We start from the raw sequence: 20,567 nt of genomic DNA, 5'->3' as shown, positions 1-20,567 counted from the left end.
ATCAGAACGCCACTATCGCATCAAGCAAAATGTGCTGCAAGCCGCTAAGCCTACTGTGCCAACCCGCGCCGCCCCAAGTAATCACGCACAAACTGCCAAGCAATTCGCCCGCTGCGCGCGCCACGGGTATGCGCCCAGAGCAAGGCTTCGCGCTGCACCTCAGCATCCCACGGCGCAGGGCCCAGTACCGCCAGCCAGTGCGCTACTGCGCGCAGGTATTCATCCTGACTAAAACTACTAAACGACAGCCAGATGCCAAAGCGCTCGGACAAGGCGATTTTTTCTTCCACTGCCTCGGCAAAATGAATTTCGCCGCCTTCATAGCGGGTCGCGGCGTTTTCGCTGAAATACTCGGGTACCAAGTGCCGCCGGTTGGACGTGGCATAAATCAGCACATTGGCCGACGGGCCGGCAATCGAGCCATCCAGCACCGTTTTCAGCCCCTGATAGCCGTGATCACCCTCTTCAAACGACAAATCATCGCAAAAAATCAGAAACTGCTCGGGCCGCCCAGATACCAGCTCCACAATCTCGGGCAGATCATATAAATGGGTTTTCTCCACCTCAATCAATTTCAGCCCATCGGCGCGGCAGGCCTGCCACACCGCCTTCACCAAGGATGATTTACCGGTGCCGCGCGCGCCGGTGAGCAGCACATTATTGGCCGGCAAGCCGGCCACAAACTGGCGGGTATTGGTGAGCAGGCACTGCTTTTGCGCCTCAACATTCTTTAAATCATCCAGCGCCACTTGATGCGGCTGGCGCACCGGCTGCAAATAGCCGCCACCCATACGCGAACGCCAGCGCCAGGCCGACGCTTGCCAATCCGTCTCGGCACTACTCGCCTGCCCCTGCTGCCATTGCAGCAATGCCGCCTCGCCCAGCGCGACTAGGCGCTGCAATTGCAATTCCAACTCATTGGCCACGCTGAATGCCTCGGAAAAATAATAGCTAAGTTTAGCAGCTTCGTCCCCTTGTCGTGGCAAGGCAATCAGTGAACTCTACAACGAAACCTTTCCCGAAAATGACTTATTTGTGACTTATGTTACATATTATTTTGAATAAAAATGAAATATCGGTTAAAAAGTCGATCTATTGCCACCAGAGAATTGTCATGAATAAGCCAAAATTACTTGCACTTGCATTTGTTGCATTGAACTTAACTTCAGCAGCCCAAGCGGCCTTGTTAATCCCAAACCACAATAGTGACGTAGTTTTGACCGCACTTGGGGATGACTTCTCAACTTCCGCGCTCAATCTTAATTTCAATTTCAGCTTCTTTGGCAGCCAATTTAGCCAAACCTATATGGGCAGCAATGGCTACCTCACCTTTGGAAACAACTCAACAACCTATTCAAACGGCAGCAGCGCGTCACCAAACAATGGCAAAGCAATTTCTGCCTTGTTTGACGACTTACACGTCTACCACCCAGGAACACTACGCTACAACAACACACGTACGGCCGAGTTTTCAGCCACATGGGACAATATTGGTCAGCATAATCGCGGCACAGATAACGCAGCCAGCTTCCAAGTTGCCGTCTTTGGCAAAGGCAACCGCTTTGGGTATGCCGATGGCACGATTGCTGTTAGCTACGGCAACATCGATACTAAACTAGTTCAAGATGCTACCGCAGGGATCGCCAAAGACTCCACCACTACAATTGCTTGGAACCAAGGTAATAATGCTTACTTAGACTCTGGTGCCAAAGTCCAAGCGGCGCTAGCAGGCAAAACGTTCTACTATGTGCCAACTGGCAATAGCTACACGGTTTCTAATGTCGCCCCAGTACCAGAGCCTGAAACTTATGCCTTGATGGGAATGGGTCTGATCGGTTTACTGGCTGCCCGTCGTCGTCGCGGCCAATAAGCAAATCCATATACAGAAAAGGCGACCTTTGGGTCGCCTTTTTAATTTACGCGCCTCTGCTTAACGAGGTTTGTACTGCCCTGGGGCATAAGCGCGGCTAATCTCGGGTGAGCGCAGCGCCAGATGTTTGGTCGCTCGCCCATTGGTGCGCGCCCGCCATAGCCGAAAACTGCCGCCCTTAAGCTCGGCGCGCATCAGCCGGATAAGCTGCGGCTGGTTGAGGCCATACAAACGCTCAATCGCCTCAAACGGCGTGCGATCTTCCCACGCCATCTCAATAATTCGTGACAGATCACTAGGGCTGAAAGCATGCGCCATCAAGGCACCTCCACATCAAAGATGCGGCAATTTTGTCCATGCAGAGTGGCAAACGTCAAGCATCTACAGCTCACCCATTTCTGCGCACCATTTGCAACAAAATCCCCGCGAAAACCACGCGCGCAATACAACCTATCCAATTGACTAGGCAAAACGCACATACAGCTTTACCCTAAGTAGCATCCCTCGATTGGAATGGAAACATCGCAATGCCAAGCCGTGCCAATACTCGAATTTTACTACTCGACGCCACATTCACGGCACTTAGCTTGGGGGCTTTAGGCTACTACAGCTGGCTGGGCGATTTTTATTCGGCTAGCTTATGCCTGATATTACTAACGATTGCTGGCCGCCATCTGCTAAACGATTGGCAATCATTGCAAATCACCCCAATTAAACTCAGCCTGCGCACCACACGGCGAAGCTGGCGTATCGATACCATTACCTTATGCCTGCTATTGATCGCCACCTTGAACAGTTTGTTGCGCGGCGATCCTCTAATGCTGCCTCTGTTGACTATCGCTGGAGCAATCCTCACCGCTCGTCATTGGCTTAATGGATTCCACTCTCTACACAAACCACGCCATCTCGCAGACAACATGCCATCACCCTTTGGCGAGCTGGAAGCCGAAACTATCAACGGGCAACCACGCTGAACTCAACTGACACACCGAACATTTACAATAAATGAAATTTTATAGAAAATATAAAGGTAGGGAGCCCTCCCCAACTAAGTGCGGAGCGTCAAATGTTTGGCATCAAACCATTGGCTGTAGGATTTATCATATTGGCATCAAGCCAAGTGCAAGCAGCATTAACCACTTTTGAAGGTCAAAACGTCGTTTACCAGATCAATCTGGCGGCAGCCTGGATTAAAAATCTGGATATTGTAATTGAAGGCAACAATTTAAAATTCAACGGGAAAAATCAGCAGCCAATTATGAGCGATAGGCAGATTGGCAATGGCTCTTCCGCCTCCAGCCTCGAAACACTGGATGGCGATATCAAAGTACAAGCAAAAACAGGCTATCAATTAAGCGCAGCCACCGCATTCATGGCCACTAAAAAAGATGCTGAAGGCATCGGAAATCGGTACGCATTTACCCGCAACTGGGCATGGATGAGTACGTCCTTTTCTGCAGCAACAGGCGAGGTTTTAGGTACTAGCGATCATGTAATCAGCTTATTTCGCAATAACCAGCCACAAAATCCGAGCAATATTGTTGGGCCTTTCACACCTAAAGTTTCTGATACCAGAACGACATTCAGTGGTTTTACCAACCAAGCACTTGATACGCCATTTAACATTAATTTCTTCGTTGAAAATCTTGCAGCAGTAGTAGGTACTGATCCATCAGTCCCTTCCTATGCATATACAACAACCAATGCCCTTGGTATTGATCTGCAAGTCGCTCCCGTACCAGAACCAGAAACCTATGCTCTGATGGGAATGGGTCTGCTCGGCTTAGTGGCGGCACACCGCAGAAAATTCAAAGCATAAATCCGGCAGTCAACAGATCAAAAAGCGATCGAAATAGTCGCTTTTGACCGTTTGTACAACGATATCAAGCCTGCTGCGCAGTCGGTAAACCGGCGGTTTCACCCACCGGACGAATCAGGGACAATCTTGCCTTGCCCCTGATAACCCTAACGCGCCCGATCGACGCGAAACCCCGTTTGAAAAAGCCACAGCGAGGCGCCGCAAAACTCGCTGTGCGCTAGCGTCGCGCAGCTCAAACAGGTTGCGGCTTAAAACCTCGCCATGACTTTTTAAAGCGGCGCGGCTCCACGGGCAATTTATGCTAACTAGAAATGGGGTATATCAACCAGAATCAAATCTAGATTGATATATAGAGCAACACGTAGGCATGTATATACAACAATCGTTGGGCACATGGTCTCCCCTGCGGCTGCGCCGAGCGAGGAACAAGCGGCAAGGGAATTCGGCGGGCTCTGTTTTGTTAAAGCCCGCCGCCCTGCCGATTGTCCGCAGTCGAGGGCATCGGCGCAGCCGACGCAGATGCCGGGGGCTGCTTTGGGGTGGAGGGGTATTTGCAGAAGCAAATACCCCTGCCCGTCTGCGCGGCGGAACGCGCATTGAAAACATCGCGCCAACGGCGCAAATACTCCAACTCAAGCACATTCAATACCAATCAGTTAAACTCACACACTGAACTCATTCTGACTTTCAAGCCATGCCCCAACTTTCAGCTTTCTTAATCACTATACTCATTTGCATTAGCGGTGCAACGCTCGCGGGAACCAAACAACTGGCAACTTTTAGCGCAGAACAGCAACTTGAATTAGAAAAGCTAAAGAATGAGCTTTCCAGTAAACAGCAAGAAAATAGTGCAAAAATTGATCTTTTGCAGCAAAGCATTACCGCAAAAAAAGAATACGACAAAGATGTGCTGGAAGGACCAAGAAAATCAATTGATTGGTGGCTAACGGGTCTGACCTTGATTTTGGCTGGGGCAGCATTTTTTGTTTGGCGCACTAAAGAGAAAATCGAAAGTGAATGGAAAGAGCAAAAGGCAGAAATCACCTCGGCAAGTAATAAAGCGATTGCCGAGCTTGATAAAGCGCGCGCAGGACTTGAGCGCGAACTGCGTGATTCGCTTAAGCAATCACGTAGCAAAATTCAAGAGTTGCACCAAGCCGTTTTATATGCGCGACAAATGAGTGACCGAATTTCGGATGTCCATGATGAAGTAAAAGCAATGGTCGTATCATCTGAAGCTAGCCCCGATGAAAAGCAACAAGCGCAAAACTTCAATGAAGCACTGGGTAACACATCCCCACAAGCTGTTCTAATCAGCCATGCGATGGAATTAGAGAGAAAGGCTAAATGGGCAGAAGCAGCAGAAATTTGGAGAGTGCTAACCAAATTAAATGCGGATAACTATCAATTTTGGTTTAATTTGGGCTATTCATTGAATCTTTCCAATGCCCCCCTCCTTTCAGTACTCGAAGCATATGACCACAGCTTTAAAATAAACCCTAAAGAGCCAATGACCTTAAACAATTTGGCTAATACACTAATTCAACTGGCAAAAGAATCATACAACGAAGAAAAATGGAATTATTTCTATCAAGCAGAAGAAAAATTTATCAAAGCCATAGAACTAGAGCCACAACATCATTTTTTCAATGAAAACTACGGGGCACTTCTTTTAGAAATGGCTGCAGCAGCTTCGGGCGAAGATAGAGAAAAATACTTAGTACAAGCAGAAGAAAAACTTAGTGAGCCATGCAATGCAAGTGAAAACTACAAATATAATTTAGCTTGCTTAAGAACAATGCAAGGAAAAATAAATGAAACAAAGAGTCTACTCGAAGAAGCACTTGCTGATGGCAATTTACCTAGCCGAGAAACTCTAGCATCTGATGCAACCCTAACTAACATACAAGAACTAGATTGGTTTAAAAAAATTCTTGCTAGCCTTCCAAATGAAATTACATAGCCACATAAAAAAGCGACCTTCCGGTCGCTTTTTTGTTAATCAATCCAATTACATCTCTTCCAACACCGCAATCCCCAACAAACTCAAGCCCGCCTTCATCGTCCGCGCCGTCAATGCCGCAATCGCCAAACGACTATCACGCACTGCGCCCTCAGACGACAGGATCGGGCACGCTTCATAGAAACGTGAGAATTGCTGCGCCAAATTAAACAAGTAGCCGCACAGTTGATGCGGCTGGCAGGTGTCCGAAACCGACGCGATGATTTCGTCGAACTGCGCCAGTTGCAGCGCGAGTTGTTTTTCGGCTGGCTCGGTGATGACGATTTCGGCGGCGGCGTTGTAGTCGCCGACTTTACGGAATACCGACGCCACGCGCGTGTAGCTGTATTGCAGGTACGGCGCAGTGTTGCCTTCGAAGGCGAGCATTGTGTCCCAGTTGAAGATGTAATCGCTGGTGCGGTTTTTCGATAGATCGGCGTATTTCACCGCGCCAATGCCGACCGCTTGCGCGATACTGCGGCGGGTATCTTCTGCTAGATCAGGGTTTTTGCTACTCACCAGCGCATACGCCCGCTCTACCGCTTCGTCGAGCAATTCAACCAGTTTCACCGTGTCGCCCGAGCGGGTTTTGAACGGCTTGCCGTCTTCGCCCATCATCGTGCCAAACGCCACATGTTCGAGCGCCATATCGGCAGGCGCGAAACCAGCTTTGCGGCTCAGCGTAAACAATTGCTGGAAGTGCAGGCTTTGCCGCGCATCCACCACGTACACGACGCGTTTCAAATCCAGTGTGCGGTGGCGATAGCGGATCGCGGCCAAGTCGGTCGTCGCGTACAAATAGCCGCCGTCTTTTTTCTGGATAATCATCGCTTGTGGCTCGCCTTCCGGATTTTTGAATTCCGGCAGGAACACCACTTGCGCACCTTGGCTCTCTTCGAGCAAACCTGCAGCCTTCAAGTCCGATACCACAACGGGCAAGTCGTCGTTGTAGGCTGACTCGCCACGCACGGCAGCAAGGTCAAGGCCGACGCCGAGTTTGTCGTACACCGCTTGGCAATGATGCATTGAGACTTCAACAAACTGCTTCCACAGCGCGAGCACTTCAGGGTCACCACCTTGCAACTTCACCACATAATTACGCGCGGTATCGGCAAACGCGGCGTCTTCGTCAAAACGCACTTTGGATTTGCGGTAGAAGTTTTCCAGATCGGCCAATTCCAAATCAGCGTCGCCCGATTGACGCGTTTCAACCAGATACGCCACCAACATACCAAACTGCGTGCCCCAATCGCCAACGTGGTTGCAACGCTGTACGTCGTGGCCTGCGAATGACAACACACGGGCAATCGCGTCGCCAATGATGGTTGAGCGCAAATGGCCCACGTGCATTTCTTTGGCTAAATTGGGCGATGAATATTCAACCATTACCTTTTGCGGCGCTGGCTTGTTGATGCCCAAGGCTTCGTCATTGCGCGCGGCTTCAAGGCGCTGCGCTAGGAAAGCTGGCGCGAGATGAATATTGATAAAACCGGGGCCAGCGATTTCAACTTTGTCGGCGATGCCAGCCAGATCGAGTGCAGCAACGACTTTGGCCGCCAGCTCGCGGGGATTGGTTTTGGCGGCTTTAGCAGCGCCCATTACGCCATTGGCTTGAAAATCGCCAAATTCAGGTTTGCTGGATGCCTGAATCACAGCAGGTGCACCCACGGCACCAGCGGCAGCGAGCGCGGCTTCAACGCGTTGCGCCAAGAGTTGAGAAATGGTCAAAGATGCAGTGGTTTGGGTCATAAGAGCGCCTAAAGCTGAGTCGGTGCTTGGATGCGGAAAAACGTCGCATCGAGCCAAAGACGCTATTGTACCCGCTTGCGCGCTAAGCTCAAAAACCCGCCTGAAAAAGCCGCGTCGCGATTTGCTAGGGCTGTAAAGTAAATATGCCATTATCAAGCCCTTGCCTTTTTATCACGCCAAATCAGGGCTGAACGAATACAATTGGTTTGAGTCGTATTAAGGCATACCTTGCATTGTTTGACACCAACGACTGCCAACACAATTACAACCATTTAAAAGGAGCCACGATGCATCATGACACCCCGCTGCTAACCACCTTAGTGCTGGGCCTGGGACTGGCTTATTTATTCGGCATGCTCGCGCAACGCTGCCGGATGCCGCCGCTAATTGGCTATCTGTTCGCTGGGATTGTGGTTGGGCCATTTACCCCGGGGCCGATGGCCAATCAAGCGCTAGCCACCGAGCTGGCCGAGGTAGGTGTAATTTTGCTGATGTTTGGCGTAGGGCTACATTTTTCACTGAAAGACCTGATGAGCGTAAAACGCATCGCAATTCCGGGCGCAGTGATTCAGATTACGATTGCGACGCTGCTCGGGATGGGCTTGGCATGGCTAATGGGCTGGCCGTGGGGCAATGGGCTGGTGTTTGGTTTGTCGCTGTCGGTAGCCAGCACCGTGGTGCTGCTTAAAGCACTGCAAAAATACGAGCTGGAACAAACCGACGAAGGCCGCATTGCAATTGGCTGGCTGATTGTTGAAGACTTGGCCATGGTGCTGATTCTGGTATTGTTGCCCGCGCTGGCCGGCTTGCTGGGCGGCCATAATCCGTATGACACGGGCGATCACAGCTTGTGGAAATTGCTCGGCGTGACTTTGGCCAAAGTCGCCGCCTTTGTGGCCTTTATGCTGATTATTGGTCGCCGTGTTATCCCGTGGGTGCTGGAAAAAACCGTCTGGACGGGCAGCCGTGAGTTATTCCGCCTTGGCGTGCTGGCGATTGCGCTGGGTGTGGCCTATGGCGCTTCGCATCTGTTTGGCGTGTCGTTTGCGCTGGGTGCTTTTTTTGCGGGCATGGTACTGGCCGAATCGGAATTTAGCCACCGCGCAGCCGAGGAATCGTTGCCATTGCGCGATGCGTTTGCGGTACTGTTTTTTGTCTCGGTCGGCATGTTATTTGACCCAAAAATCATCATTGAACAGCCATTGGCCTTGCTCGGTACGGTGCTGGTAATTGTGGTGGGTAAATCGCTGGCGGCGTGGGCGATTGTGCGTGCTTATGGTTACAGCCACCGCGTGGCGGGCACGATCTCGGCGAGCCTCGCACAAATTGGCGAGTTCTCATTTATTTTGGCCACAGTAGGCATGTCGCTGGGGCTACTAAATCGCGATGCCAATGCGTTGATTATTGCCGGTGCGTTAATCTCGATTTTATTTAATCCACCGCTATTTTCGATTCTGGATCGTGCAATGAAAAAACGGGGTATCGCCAGCGAGAACAATGCATAAAAGATTTTGATAGATATACCCCCCAATAAAAAAAGCGCCCGAAGGCGCTTTTTTTATTGGGGCAGCTAGGCTTATTTCACCAAAGCTTTCGCACGCGCTGCTACGTTTTCAGCCGTGAAGCCGAAGTGTTTGAACAGCAATGGCGCAGGAGCTGATTCACCGAAGGTGTCGATACCAACTACATCACCTTCGAGGCCAACATATTTGCGCCAGAAGTCAGTTGTTGCCGCTTCCACTGCCAAGCGTGGTACGCCTGCTGGCAATACTGAAGCTTTGTACGCTGCATCTTGCTTGTCGAACACGTTGGTGCTTGGCATAGACACGACGCGAGCCGCTACGCCGTCAGCAGCCAAGGCTTCAGCTGCTTTCACTGCTACATCTACTTCAGAACCAGTAGCAATCAACACCACTTGTGGCTGAGCTGCATCGCGCAGTACATAAGCACCACGTTTGATGTTAGCGATTTGCTCTTCAGTGCGAGTCTGGAACGTCAGGTTTTGACGGCTGAAGATCAATGAAGAAGGCGTCGTGCGCTGTTCAATTGCATCAGCCCAAGCGACCACTGACTCAACGGTATCCGCTGGACGCCATACATTCATGTTCGGGATGCAACGCAGGGTTTGCAATTGCTCAACTGGCTGGTGCGTTGGGCCATCTTCACCCAGACCAATCGAATCGTGCGTGTAAACGAAGATATTGTTCGTTTTCATCAACGCAGCCATACGCAATGCATTTAGCGCGTATTCGCAGAACATCAGGAACGTGCCGCCGAATGGACGGAAGCCGCCGTGCAGTACCAGACCATTCATGATGTGGCTCATACCGAATTCGCGTACACCGTAGCTGATGTGGTTACCGCTGATTTGGCCGTTTTCTACTTTCAGGCTGCTAGAGCCTTTCCAGTTGGTCAAGTTAGAGCCAGTCAAGTCAGCCGAACCGCCGAGCATTTCTGGCAAGTTTGGTGCGAAGGCTTGAATCGCGTTTTGGCTGGCTTTACGCGTAGCGATGGTTTCTGCTTTGGCATTCACTTCAGCAACGGCAGTTTTCACCAGATCTTGCCAGTTTGCAGGCAATTCGCCTTTCATACGGCGGGTAAATTCAGCCGCTTCCGCTGGGTATTGCGCAGCGTATTTAGCAAACAGGCTGTTCCACTCAGCTTCTGCAGCAGCACCAGCAGCTTTTTTATCCCAACCAGCGTAAACGTCCGCAGGAATTTCAAATGGTGCGTGTGGCCAGCCGATGGCTTCACGAGTAGCAGCAATTTCTGCTTCGCCCAATGGCGCGCCGTGGCAATCGTGGCTAGCGGCTTTGTTTGGTGAGCCTTTACCGATGATCGTTTTGCAGCAGATCAGCGTAGGTTTGCTAGTTTGCGCTTTAGCAGCAGCAATGGCAGCATTCAATGCATCCACGTCATGGCCATCAACACCAGCAATTACGTGCCAGCCGTATGATTCGAAACGTTTTGGCGTGTCATCAGTGAACCAGCCTTCAACGTGGCCATCGATAGAAATACCGTTGTCGTCCCAGAAGGCGATCAGTTTGTTCAGGCCCCAAGTGCCAGCCAACGAACACGCTTCGTGTGAAATACCTTCCATCAAACAACCGTCGCCCAAGAACACATAAGTGTGGTGGTCAACGATGTCCAAACCTGGCTTATTGAACTGAGCGGCCAGCAGTTTTTCTGCCAAGGCAAAGCCCACGGCATTGGTGATACCTTGACCCAATGGGCCAGTCGTCGTTTCTACACCTGGAGTGTAGTGAACTTCTGGGTGACCTGGAGTTTTTGAATGGAATTGACGGAAGTTTTTGATGTCATCCATTGATACATCATAACCAGTGAGATGTAGCAGCGCGTATTGCAGCATAGAGCCGTGGCCGTTAGATTGCACAAAGCGATCGCGGTTAGCCCAAGCTGGGTTTTGTGGGTTAAAGCGCATATTGTTGCCCCACAACGCCAGACCAATTTCAGCCATCCCCATCGGTGCGCCTGGGTGACCTGAATTGGCTTTTTGCACAGCGTCCATCGCCAGTGCGCGGATTGCATTTGCTAAGTCAGTACGCGTTGCTGCCATCACTGTATTCCTTATTGTGTGAAAACGAATTCCTTGCTCAGCCACAGTTTGTCTGAAAACCGTGCTCAAACCAAGGTAAAAAATGGGTGCTGCATTATCGCCGAGCCTAAGCCCAATGGCATAGAGGCGAGATAAAAAAACTACACGCCAGCATTGTAGGATGCTGGCGTGTCATTGATGTTGCTTAAAAACAAACATTCATTGCCTAGGCAAGACGCTTATTCCAAGACATAAGTTCCGGGTGCTGCGCACAGTTTGGCGTGTTTACGGCTCGATAACTTCGGTTTGACTTGATTACCCGAATAAGGACGTAGCCACTCCACCCAATTAGGCCACCATGAGCCGGCCACTTGTTGTTTGCCTTGCAACCAAGCGTCGGCATCTTGGCCTGCGGTGGGAATACCTTGCCAGTAGCTGCGTTTACATTTTGGCCCGGGCGGGTTGATGATGCCAATAATGTGGCCCGAGGTCGATAAGGTAAATTGCACTGGCCCAGAGACCCGATTCACCAAAGTGAAGGTTTGCTTCCAAGGCGCAATATGGTCTTCTTCGGCGCTGACCATATAAATCGGCTGGCTAATCTGCGCCAAATCAATCGGCTGCCCCGCTAGGTGAAGCGCATCGGGCTGCACCAATTTATTGGACCAATACAAATCACGCAAATAGCTGCGGTGCATTTTTTTGGGCATCCGCGTGGTATCCATATTCCAATACAACACATCAAACGCCATCGGTGTTTCACCCAGCAGATAATTACTAGCCCAGTAATTCCAGATCAGGCTATTGCTGCGCAGCAAGCGAAAGCTCGCAGCCATCTCTTTACCATCCAGATAGCCTTTCTTATCCATGATGTTATCAATGAAATCGAGGCCATCTTGATCAATAAACACTTCAATATCACCCGGCCGGGCAAAATCGGTCAATGTGGTCAGCAAGGTAGCGGACTCAACCGGTACATCGGCTAGCACGCCAGCCGCCTTAGCACGATTAGCCCAAGCCAGATAAGTGCTCACTAAAGTGCCGCCAATGCAATAACCCAGCAGATTGACCTTCGGGCTACCCGAAATTTCGCGCGCTACTTCAATAATCTGCGCGACCCCATCGGTCAGGTAATCATCAAGGCTAACATCGGCCATGCTGCTATCGGGGTTTTTCCAGCTAGTCACAAACACCGAGAAGCCTTGGTCAACCAGATATTTGATAATGCTTTTCTGCGGATTGAGATCAAGCACGTAATATTTATTGATCCACGGCGACACCAGCACCAGCGGCACCTTATGCACCGTGGGGGTATTGGCCTCATAATGAATCACTTCAAGCAGTTTACCGCGATACACCACGGCACCTTCCGTAGTGGCCAGATTTTCGCCAACGGTAAACGCATCCAGATCGGTCATCGCAATATCGCCATTGGCCATATCACGCATGAAGTTGTCCAGGCCCTTAACCAGGCTCACACCCTTACTTTCCAATGCCGTGGCCAGCGCAGTTGGATTAGTCAGCAGGAAATTAGTCGGCGCCAGCGCATTAAGCACTTGTCGCAACCAAAAGGCAGAAATGCTGCGTTCTTGTTCATTCAAACCAGGCGTGGCATACAGATTATTTTGCAACCAGCGGGTGTTGAGTAAGTACCATTCTTTCAGGCTGTCCCAAAATGGTGAATCACACCAGATAGGGTCAACAAAGCGGGGATCATCGGGGTGCGGCACAATCACATCGGTATCCGGCTCACCCCAATAGCGCCGCAAGGTAAAACCCTGCAGCCGTACTAGATCATTGGCGTAGCTGGTATAAGCCTGATAGAGCTGGTCTGGGTGCTGTAGCCAGGCCTTTTGTGCTTTTAGCGTGGTTTCCCCTAAGCCAAAGGGATCGAATGTCTGACGCAATTGATGCTGTAACTGCTCAAAACGCTGTTGTTGCTCGGCATAAAACTGAGAAAAAATCGTTTCTGGCATGATCGTGCTCCCCGCAGGCGATATCTCTCAATCTACGCTGCAGTGCAGCATTTTTCAATGCACTTTTGCGAAATTATGCGCCTCGCCTTGCGTGCACGCTCAAAATGCCGCCACAGCTTAGCGGTTTTGCTGCCCAGCTATAGCGCGCGCCAGTTCTAGCCGCTCAACGGTCCCCACATCAAGCCACAAACCTGAGTGCACTGACGCGCTGACTTGCCCCTGCGCCATGGCAGCGCGCAGCAAAGGTGCCAATTTGGCAGGCTGCTCGGGTAGAGTATTGGCAAACAAGGCCGGATGATAAAGACCGATACCGCTGAAAGTGTATTTGATCGCCCCTTCCGACTGCGCCTTGCCGTTGCACAGTGCAAAATCCCCATCCGGGTGTTGCGGCGGATTGGGAACCAAAATCAAATGAGCCAAGATACCTTCGCCTAACGATTGCAAAGTGGCTTGCCCAAAATCGATATCGGTAAAAACATCGCCATTTACAACCAGAAACGGCGCATTACCCAGCAGCGGCAAAGCAGTGGCGATGCCACCGGCGGTTTCCAGCGCGCTGGTTTCGGCGGAGTATTGAATCTGCGCACCATAGGCCACCCCGTCTTGCAAAGCATCTTCGATCTGTTGACCTAGCCATGCGTGGTTGATCACGATCTGATCAATGCCCGACGCGACAAGATGCCGGAGATGCCAGCCAATCAAGGGCGTACCTGCAACATCAAGCAAGGGTTTGGGGGTGAAATCAGTGAGCGGGCGCATCCGCTCGCCCCGGCCAGCGGCCAGAATCATGGCTTTCATGCTTATATCCAGAACATTTGGCTGAGGCGCTTAATCGGCGCAGCCACGACTTAAAATCACCGTCACTTCGGCACAGGATTGGCGCAACGCTTTCCACGGGCGGTACTCGGGCGAATCGTACCAAGCGCGAAATTGAGCTTCGCTGGGAAATTCGTGCACCACCATCAAATTACTGGCAAGCGTACCTTCGAGCACCTCGCCCGCATCGCCTTTAACCAGAAAGCGCCCACCATATTGGGCAATCGAGGCCGCATGTCCAGCAACATATTCGGCAAATCGTGCTGAATCGTTGATTTTAAGGATATTTACGATGCAATATACTTTGGACATGCGGCGCCTCCGAGCATTTGGAACTAGTTAGAAACTAAACCCTGTTTCCACCGGCGTGCCGTGCAAATTGAGCAACAAACGCCCCAGTGGGGTTAGCTCGCGGTAGCGCAGACAAACTTGACGCACATACTCAAACACGCGAGGTTGATCGGCCAGATAGCGATCTTTGCCATCACGGTAATTAAGCCGCGCAAACAGGCCCAAGATTTTGATATGGCGCTGCAAACCCGCCCACTCGAAGGCGCGATAAAAGTCAGAAAAGTCTTCGTGCACAGGCAGGCCGGCATCGCGTGCCATTTCCCAGTAACGTATCACCAAATCCAGCACAAAGGCCTCGTTCCACGTTACATAAGCGTCGCGTAGCAACGACACTAAATCGTAAGCAATCGGCCCTTTCACAGCATCTTGAAAATCAATCACACGCAACTGATCATCTTTGACCATCAAATTGCGTGAATGGTAATCGCGATGCATGAAAACGGTAGGCTGTTGCAACACTTCCAGCGTAATCAGCGCACATGAGCGCTCCCAGATCGCCAACTCTTTATCGGCCAACTCGGTATTAAATTGTTTGCCAAAATACCATTCACGACAGATATCGAGCTCGCGCTGAATAAACGCGCCGTCAAATACAGGCAGCCCCTCATCGAGGGTATGTGCTTGTAGCTGAACCAGGTCATGGATTGCACGCAGATACCATGCTTTGGCATTCTCTTCGTTCAATACACTCGCCAGCGTGGCATCGCCCAAGTCTTCCAATGCCACCAGCCCCAAACTCAAATCCTGCCCCAGCAGCGCAGGCACTGCAGCACCTGCACCAGCCAATTGCGCCTGACGCGCTAAAAATGGCTGCGCATCAAAGCTGGCGGGGTCAAAGTCCATCACAATTAAACTACGATCACTCCAGCTGGCACGCCAATACTGGCGCACACTGGCATCCGCCGCTGCGAGGACGAGGGAAAGCGGAGCTGTACCTTGCTCAGCTTGCAACCAGTTGGTAATTTGTTCTTGTCGGTTCATAGGAAGAATTACTCTCAAATCTGCTAATATCACGCAATTCTACCAGTTAGCTGAACAAGGCCACATGCGGGTGCATCATTCACCACCATTTCACCTCACTATTTTAAAGCTCTCGCTAGCTGCGCTGCCGTGTTTTCTGGCCGCTCACAGCATGGCTCAAAGCCCTGCCGCTACGCCCGAGCCACCTATTTTCATCGAATCGGATCAAGCCAATGTGCAAGAAGGGGATTACACCGAGGCCAAAGGCAACGTCATCATTAATCGCGACGCGGTCGAGATTAAAGCGGACTGGGTGAAATACCAGCAACAGACCGATATGGTGCATGCCGGTGATAAGGTCACGATGGAAAAAGACGGCGATACCCTCACCGGTAAGCGCTTAGATATTGCAGTGACAGCGCGCGAAGGCGAACTGGAAGATGCAACCTACTTGATGGGCCAAGGCATGGCACGCGGGGAAGCGGTCAAAGTGTTGTTTGAGGGTAAAGACAAATACCGCATTCAAACGGGCTCAATGACGACCTGCACACCCGAGCAAAATGCTTGGTTTATGCATGCCAAAGAAATGCAGCTGGACTATACGCAAAACTATGGGCAAGCCTGGCACGGCTGGTTGGAGTTTCAATCTGTACCAGTATTTTATTACCCATGGATCGATTTCCCGCTCGATGGCAGCCGTAAAACCGGCTTTCTAATGCCGAACTTTAATTACAGCAATACCAATGGCTTTGAGTTCACCCAGCCGTTTTATTGGAATATTGCGCCCAATTACGATGCCACGATTTTCCCAAGCTACTTCAGCAAACGCGGGCTGATGCTGGGCGGCGAATTTCGCTATCTCCAGCCTGAATTTAGAGGTCAAGTGAAGCTTGAAGGCATTAACGATAGCATGACCGATGATCGGCGCTATAGCGTGCTATTTCAGCACAGCCAGCAATTGGCAGACCGACTGCGACTGGACTTGAACTACCAGCGAGTTTCTGACGATTACTACTTTAGCGATTTTGGTGATCGTCTAGCGGTTGCTTCGCAGGTGAATCTGCCGCAGGAAGCGGTGCTGTCTTATAGCGGCAGCAACTGGTCTACGTATCTCCGCGCGCAACAATATCAAACGCTGCAAACTAGTAGCACGTTAGTCGAAGAGCCGTATAAACGCCTGCCTCAATGGTATGGCAGCTATACTCCAAATCTTGGCGGCGGTACGCAAACCAGCGTCACAGCAGAAGTAACTCGCTTTGGCCATGACATCAAAACACAAGGCGACCGCAGCTGGATTTATCCAACAGTGAGCCTGCCTCTAGCCAATCAGTACAGCTTTATTACGCCCAAAATTGGCGTGCATGCGACGCACTATCGAAGTGAAACTGGGACTGGGCAAGACTTAGGTAGCGAAGACCGCGTATTACCGATCGCCAGCGTACACACCGGCTTATTCTTTGAACGCGAAGGCAGTTTATTTGGCAGCAATATTGTTCAAACTTTGGAACCACAACTGTATTATTTGTACGTACCATTCAAAGATCAGTCGCACCTGCCAAACTATGACAGTGGTGAAACCGATCTGTCTTGGTCATCGCTGTTTTCCGAAAACAAATATTCCGGCAACGATCGCATTAATGATGCCAACGAAATTACTTTAGCACTCAGCAGCCGAGTGTTTGATGATGATAACGGGGTAGAACGCTTTTACGCGGGCTTAGGACAACGCATTTACTTATCGTCTCCTAAGGTTGGCATTAGTACGACCAATAGCACTAATGATGTGAAATCATCGGATTTATTGCTAATGCTGGGTGGAACACTGCCGTATGACATTCGTGCAAGCTATACCCTGCAACAAGATTTGCGCAACGACCGCACGGTACGCGCGGATCTGAATTTCAATTGGTCACAAAGTGATTTTAAATCGCTAAATCTGCGTTATAGCGTGAACCGGATTAGCAAAACCGAGCAGCTGGATGCCAGCGGTCAGTGGCCACTGGGCGGCGGTTGGTATGGTGTAGCCCGCTACAACTACTCGCTCAAAGATAATCAATCGCTAGAGGCACTAGCAGGGCTTGAATATAATGCCGGATGTTGGGCATTGCGCTTGGCAACCCAACGTTATATCCGCACAGATCAAAAATACAAATTAAACTACTTCCTCTTATTGGAACTTGGTGGTTTGGCAGGGATAGGGATGAACCCAATCTCAGTATTGCGTCAATCCATTCCCGGCTACGCCGACACTTACTCTTCGCCCAAACTGCGTTAATAGGCATCGTATGACATTTAGTCTGATATCAGGTAAAAAACTCAGCGCCGTATTATTGGCAGCGCTTCTGAGCCACGTCGCATTGGCCGAGGTGGTCACCGTTGATCGTGTCGTTGCGGTAGTCAATCGCAATGCAATCACTCAAGTAGAGCTTGATCATAAAGTGGCAACGATCAAAGCTAACCTTGAGCGCCAGAAAATCAAACTCCCTCCTGACGAGGTACTGCAACAGCAAGTGCTGGATCGGATGATTCTTGATCAGGTGCAAGTGCAATACGCCGATAAAATCGGGCTACGGGTTGATGATAAACAGCTAGAAATGGCAATCAATAATCTGGCCGAACAAAACCAGCTCTCAGTGCCAGAGTTTCGCAAACGCTTGGAAAGCACTGGCGTGACTTGGCGCCAATTTCGCGATGATATCCGCCAAGAAATTCTACTTGGCCGCCTGAAAGAGCGTGAAGTTGACAGCAAAGTGGTGGTGACAGAATCGGAGATCGATGACTATCTGAAAGTCTCGGCCGGCAAGGCCAAGATGGAATATGATTTGGCGCAAATCCAGATCAACATTCCAGAAAATGCAAGCCCAGAACAAATTGCGGCTAAACGAGCGCGTATTCAGGCTGCTCGCCAAGAAATCGAGGGCGGCAAATCATTTGCTACCGTAGCGGCAAGTTACTCAAACGACCCGAATGCCACCAAAGGCGGTACCTTAGGTTGGCGTCCGGCGGGCTCTTTGCCACCAGCCTTCACGGCCTTGCTCGATAAGCTTCAGCCTGGTGAATACACCGATATTGTTCGTACCCCGGTTGCCTTCCATATTTTCAAATTGGTCGACAAGCGCAGTCAGGAAGAGCGTGTCATCGTCAAACAGACTCATGCACGACATATTCTGATCCGCAGCAATGAAGTCATCTCCACCACCGATGCGCGCCAGAAATTACTCCAAATGCGCGAGCGCATTGTTGCCGGGCAAGATTTTGCTGTGATGGCCAAATCATTCTCTGATGACACCAGCGCAAGCAAAGGTGGCGACTTGGGCTGGCTCAATCCTGGTGAAACAGTACCCGCGTTTGAAGAAGCAATGAATGCGCTAGCGCCCAATGAAATTAGCATGCCAGTGCAATCGCCATTTGGCTTTCACCTGATTCAGGTGCTTGAACGCCGCGATCAGGACGTCACCCAAGAACAGGCACGCTTTAAAATCCGCAAAGAATTGGGTCAGCGCAAAGCGGAAGAGCAATACGAAGACTGGCTGCGCCAATTACGTGATCGCGCACGCGTTGTCACCCGACTGAAGGACGAGTAATGTCACAGCAAGCACTGGCGATCACCACAGGAGAGCCAGCAGGTATCGGCCCAGAGATCACATTGCAGATGGCTCTAGGACAAATACCCTGCCCGATCGTCATTCTGGCAGATCGTCAGCTGCTATTCGCTCGGGCGGCACAACTGGGCTTGGATGTCGGCCGCGTCGCAGCGTGGCCCGACTACGACCCAACTCAGCCAGCCCTGGTTTCGATACTGCACATTGCGCTTGCCACTCCGAGCATCGCCGGCCAACTGGAGCCGCGTAATGCCAGCTATGTGCTCGCACTGCTTGATCGTGCGACCCAAGGCTGTGTAAACGGTGAATTTGCCGCGATGGTGACCGCACCAATCCACAAAGGCGTGATTAACGAAGGCATTCACGGTGATGGCAAGGGGTATTTCTCTGGACACACCGAATACCTTGCCGAGCAGACCAATACTCCGCAAGTCGTAATGATGCTCGCCGGTGAATATGGCAATCAACAGCAGATGCGCGTGGCGCTGGCCACGACACACCTGCCATTGAAAGATGTGCCCGCCGCATTAAATGCTGCATCACTCACCACTACTTTGCGTATTTTGGATGCTGATTTACGCAGCAAATTTGGTATTGCTGCGCCGCGCATTATTGTCGCGGGTCTCAATCCGCATGCTGGCGAATCCGGTCATATGGGGCGTGAAGAAATCGATGTGATTATTCCGGTGCTAGAGCAATTGCGCACCGAAGGCCTGCATTTGATCGGCCCACTCCCTGCCGATACGCTGTTTAATCCGCCCATCCTGGCGCAAGGTGACGCAGTGCTGGCGATGTACCATGATCAAGGTCTGCCGGTGCTTAAATTCGCAACCTTTGGCGCGGGCATTAATATCACGCTGGGTTTGCCGATTATTCGCACCTCGGTCGATCATGGCACCGCACTGGATCTGGCAGGCACAGGCAAGGCCGATATCGGCAGCCTGATCGCGGCGACCCAGCTTGCGGCACAATTATCAACTCATTCATTTGCATAGCCTGGCTACGACAGCGTGCCGTCACCAACGCACCGCTGCAAATCCAAGCACTGCCCATTAGGACAACATGGCACATATTCCACGCAAACGTTTTGGCCAAAACTTTTTGCAAGACCAAGGCGTGATCGCCAGCATTATCAACGCCGTTGACCCACACAAAGAAGACGCGATTGTCGAGATTGGCCCCGGCCTAGCCGCCTTAACCATTCCACTGATGGCGCGCGTACCACAACTGCATGTGGTGGAAATCGACCGCGATATCGTCGCACATTTGTCGGCGCGTTATACCCCAGAGCAGCTCGTGATTCACAATTGCGACGCGCTGATGTTTGATTTTGGCGCTTTGGCGCGCGAGATTGCGCCGGGTGGTCGGATTAAGCTGGTCGGCAACCTGCCCTACAACATCTCCACACCGCTGCTGTTCCATCTGGCCAGCTTTGGCGATGTGATTTACGACATGCATTTTATGCTGCAAAAAGAAGTGGTCGATCGCATGGTGGCCGAACCGGGCACGACCGATTACGGCCGCTTGTCCATCATGCTGCAATACCGCTACCTAATGGATCACATCATTGATGTGCCACCAGAAAGTTTCGATCCGCCGCCCAAAGTCGATTCAGCCGTGGTGCGTATGGTGCCTTATGATGTGTTGCCACACCCCGCCAAAGACGAAGAACATCTTCGCAATCTGGTACAAACAGCGTTTGCACAGCGCCGTAAAACCATCCGCAATAATCTGAAAGGCATCGCCAATGATGAAGTCTTGGCAGCAGTCGGCATCGAGCCGAGCATGCGGCCAGAGAATGTTAGCGTGGCACAATATGTCGCGCTATCAAACGCACTGAAAAACTAGGGTTTTCCCCGCTAGGCT

General features: G+C 51.1%; 17 protein-coding genes. 9 read left to right on the top strand and 8 right to left on the bottom strand.

The window, feature by feature from the left end:
• Window positions 1-50 precede the first annotated feature (50 nt).
• Entirely contained in the window at window positions 51-986 is a 936-nt protein-coding gene (locus HZU75_RS11095; protein ID WP_228028032.1) for an ATP-binding protein, read from the bottom strand.
• Window positions 987-1,114: 128 nt separating this feature from the next.
• On the opposite strand from HZU75_RS11095, the gene HZU75_RS11090 reads away from it, so the two are divergent.
• The gene (locus HZU75_RS11090) at window positions 1,115-1,870 is read left to right on the top strand and encodes an NIDO-like domain-containing protein (protein WP_180306122.1); all 756 of its coding nucleotides are present in this window, start codon (window positions 1,115-1,117) and stop codon (window positions 1,868-1,870) included.
• A 60-nt stretch (window positions 1,871-1,930) separates the two neighbouring features.
• On the opposite strand, the gene HZU75_RS11085 is transcribed toward HZU75_RS11090, so the two are convergent.
• Entirely contained in the window at window positions 1,931-2,188 is a 258-nt protein-coding gene (locus HZU75_RS11085) for a TIGR03643 family protein (RefSeq protein ID WP_180306121.1), read from the bottom strand.
• A gap of 209 nt (window positions 2,189-2,397) precedes the next feature.
• On the opposite strand from HZU75_RS11085, the gene HZU75_RS11080 reads away from it, so the two are divergent.
• The 3 genes from HZU75_RS11080 to HZU75_RS11070 all read left to right on the top strand — a co-directional run bounded on the left by HZU75_RS11080 (window position 2,398) and on the right by HZU75_RS11070 (window position 5,652).
• Complete coding sequence (locus HZU75_RS11080) at window positions 2,398-2,844, top strand: hypothetical protein (RefSeq protein WP_180306120.1); 447 nt, start codon at window positions 2,398-2,400, stop codon at window positions 2,842-2,844.
• A gap of 92 nt (window positions 2,845-2,936) precedes the next feature.
• Window positions 2,937-3,689: a PEP-CTERM sorting domain-containing protein gene (locus HZU75_RS11075; RefSeq protein WP_228028031.1), complete on the top strand. Its 753-nt coding sequence runs from the start codon at window positions 2,937-2,939 to the stop codon at window positions 3,687-3,689.
• 694 nt (window positions 3,690-4,383) lie between these two features.
• Window positions 4,384-5,652 carry a hypothetical protein gene (locus HZU75_RS11070; RefSeq protein WP_180306119.1) on the top strand — a complete coding sequence of 423 codons (1,269 nt, stop codon included), beginning with the start codon at window positions 4,384-4,386 and terminating at the stop codon, window positions 5,650-5,652.
• A gap of 48 nt (window positions 5,653-5,700) precedes the next feature.
• On the opposite strand, the gene argS is transcribed toward HZU75_RS11070, so the two are convergent.
• Entirely contained in the window at window positions 5,701-7,419 is a 1,719-nt protein-coding gene (argS, locus tag HZU75_RS11065; RefSeq protein WP_180308801.1) for an arginine--tRNA ligase, read from the bottom strand.
• A gap of 308 nt (window positions 7,420-7,727) precedes the next feature.
• On the opposite strand from argS, the gene HZU75_RS11060 reads away from it, so the two are divergent.
• On the top strand, window positions 7,728-8,945 hold the full coding sequence (locus HZU75_RS11060) for a cation:proton antiporter domain-containing protein (protein WP_180306118.1): 1,218 nt from the start codon (window positions 7,728-7,730) through the stop codon (window positions 8,943-8,945).
• A 71-nt stretch (window positions 8,946-9,016) separates the two neighbouring features.
• Here the strand turns inward: HZU75_RS11060 and tkt are convergent, their stop codons facing one another.
• The 5 genes from tkt to HZU75_RS11035 all read right to left on the bottom strand — a co-directional run bounded on the left by tkt (window position 9,017) and on the right by HZU75_RS11035 (window position 15,120).
• Complete coding sequence (tkt, locus tag HZU75_RS11055; protein ID WP_180306117.1) at window positions 9,017-11,017, bottom strand: transketolase; 2,001 nt, start codon at window positions 11,015-11,017, stop codon at window positions 9,017-9,019.
• Between the two features lie 218 nt (window positions 11,018-11,235).
• Window positions 11,236-12,972 (bottom strand): PHA/PHB synthase family protein, encoded by a 1,737-nt coding sequence (locus tag HZU75_RS11050; protein ID WP_180306116.1) that lies wholly within the window; start codon window positions 12,970-12,972, stop codon window positions 11,236-11,238.
• Between the two features lie 117 nt (window positions 12,973-13,089).
• The gene (gene murU, locus HZU75_RS11045) at window positions 13,090-13,770 is read right to left on the bottom strand and encodes an N-acetylmuramate alpha-1-phosphate uridylyltransferase MurU (RefSeq protein WP_180306115.1); all 681 of its coding nucleotides are present in this window, start codon (window positions 13,768-13,770) and stop codon (window positions 13,090-13,092) included.
• Window positions 13,771-13,800: 30 nt separating this feature from the next.
• Window positions 13,801-14,100, bottom strand: coding sequence for a DUF1330 domain-containing protein (locus tag HZU75_RS11040; protein WP_180306114.1), 300 nt, complete (start codon window positions 14,098-14,100; stop codon window positions 13,801-13,803).
• A gap of 27 nt (window positions 14,101-14,127) precedes the next feature.
• Window positions 14,128-15,120: an aminoglycoside phosphotransferase family protein gene (locus HZU75_RS11035; RefSeq protein WP_180306113.1), complete on the bottom strand. Its 993-nt coding sequence runs from the start codon at window positions 15,118-15,120 to the stop codon at window positions 14,128-14,130.
• A gap of 151 nt (window positions 15,121-15,271) precedes the next feature.
• On the opposite strand from HZU75_RS11035, the gene HZU75_RS11030 reads away from it, so the two are divergent.
• From HZU75_RS11030 to rsmA, 4 genes are all read left to right on the top strand, one after another.
• Window positions 15,272-17,374: an LPS-assembly protein LptD gene (locus HZU75_RS11030; RefSeq protein ID WP_180306112.1), complete on the top strand. Its 2,103-nt coding sequence runs from the start codon at window positions 15,272-15,274 to the stop codon at window positions 17,372-17,374.
• Window positions 17,375-17,384: 10 nt separating this feature from the next.
• Entirely contained in the window at window positions 17,385-18,683 is a 1,299-nt protein-coding gene (locus HZU75_RS11025; protein ID WP_180306111.1) for a peptidylprolyl isomerase, read from the top strand.
• Window positions 18,683-19,696: a 4-hydroxythreonine-4-phosphate dehydrogenase PdxA gene (pdxA, locus tag HZU75_RS11020; protein ID WP_180306110.1), complete on the top strand. Its 1,014-nt coding sequence runs from the start codon at window positions 18,683-18,685 to the stop codon at window positions 19,694-19,696. The genes HZU75_RS11025 and pdxA overlap by 1 nt, the downstream gene beginning before the upstream one ends.
• Window positions 19,697-19,763: 67 nt before the next feature.
• Window positions 19,764-20,549, top strand: coding sequence for a 16S rRNA (adenine(1518)-N(6)/adenine(1519)-N(6))-dimethyltransferase RsmA (gene rsmA / locus HZU75_RS11015; protein WP_180306109.1), 786 nt, complete (start codon window positions 19,764-19,766; stop codon window positions 20,547-20,549).
• The last annotated feature ends 18 nt before the right edge of the window (window positions 20,550-20,567 follow it).

This window comes from Chitinibacter fontanus (assembly GCF_013423785.1).
Classification (GTDB): Bacteria; Pseudomonadota; Gammaproteobacteria; order Burkholderiales; family Chitinibacteraceae; genus Chitinibacter; species Chitinibacter fontanus.
This window is presented reverse-complemented; position numbering and strand designations above follow the sequence as displayed.

Coding starts and splice junctions, on each gene's coding strand:
- HZU75_RS11060 (WP_180306118.1), top strand. CDS start 7,728: ATGCATCATGACACCCCGCTGCTAACCACCTTAGTGCTGGGCCTGGGA.
- HZU75_RS11090 (WP_180306122.1), top strand. CDS start 1,115: ATGAATAAGCCAAAATTACTTGCACTTGCATTTGTTGCATTGAACTTA.
- HZU75_RS11050 (WP_180306116.1), bottom strand. CDS start 12,972: ATGCCAGAAACGATTTTTTCTCAGTTTTATGCCGAGCAACAACAGCGT.
- HZU75_RS11075 (WP_228028031.1), top strand. CDS start 2,937: ATGTTTGGCATCAAACCATTGGCTGTAGGATTTATCATATTGGCATCA.
- HZU75_RS11025 (WP_180306111.1), top strand. CDS start 17,385: ATGACATTTAGTCTGATATCAGGTAAAAAACTCAGCGCCGTATTATTG.
- HZU75_RS11040 (WP_180306114.1), bottom strand. CDS start 14,100: ATGTCCAAAGTATATTGCATCGTAAATATCCTTAAAATCAACGATTCA.
- HZU75_RS11070 (WP_180306119.1), top strand. CDS start 4,384: ATGCCCCAACTTTCAGCTTTCTTAATCACTATACTCATTTGCATTAGC.
- HZU75_RS11085 (WP_180306121.1), bottom strand. CDS start 2,188: ATGGCGCATGCTTTCAGCCCTAGTGATCTGTCACGAATTATTGAGATG.
- HZU75_RS11030 (WP_180306112.1), top strand. CDS start 15,272: ATGGCTCAAAGCCCTGCCGCTACGCCCGAGCCACCTATTTTCATCGAA.
- HZU75_RS11080 (WP_180306120.1), top strand. CDS start 2,398: ATGCCAAGCCGTGCCAATACTCGAATTTTACTACTCGACGCCACATTC.
- pdxA (WP_180306110.1), top strand. CDS start 18,683: ATGTCACAGCAAGCACTGGCGATCACCACAGGAGAGCCAGCAGGTATC.
- HZU75_RS11035 (WP_180306113.1), bottom strand. CDS start 15,120: ATGAACCGACAAGAACAAATTACCAACTGGTTGCAAGCTGAGCAAGGT.
- murU (WP_180306115.1), bottom strand. CDS start 13,770: ATGAAAGCCATGATTCTGGCCGCTGGCCGGGGCGAGCGGATGCGCCCG.
- tkt (WP_180306117.1), bottom strand. CDS start 11,017: ATGGCAGCAACGCGTACTGACTTAGCAAATGCAATCCGCGCACTGGCG.
- rsmA (WP_180306109.1), top strand. CDS start 19,764: ATGGCACATATTCCACGCAAACGTTTTGGCCAAAACTTTTTGCAAGAC.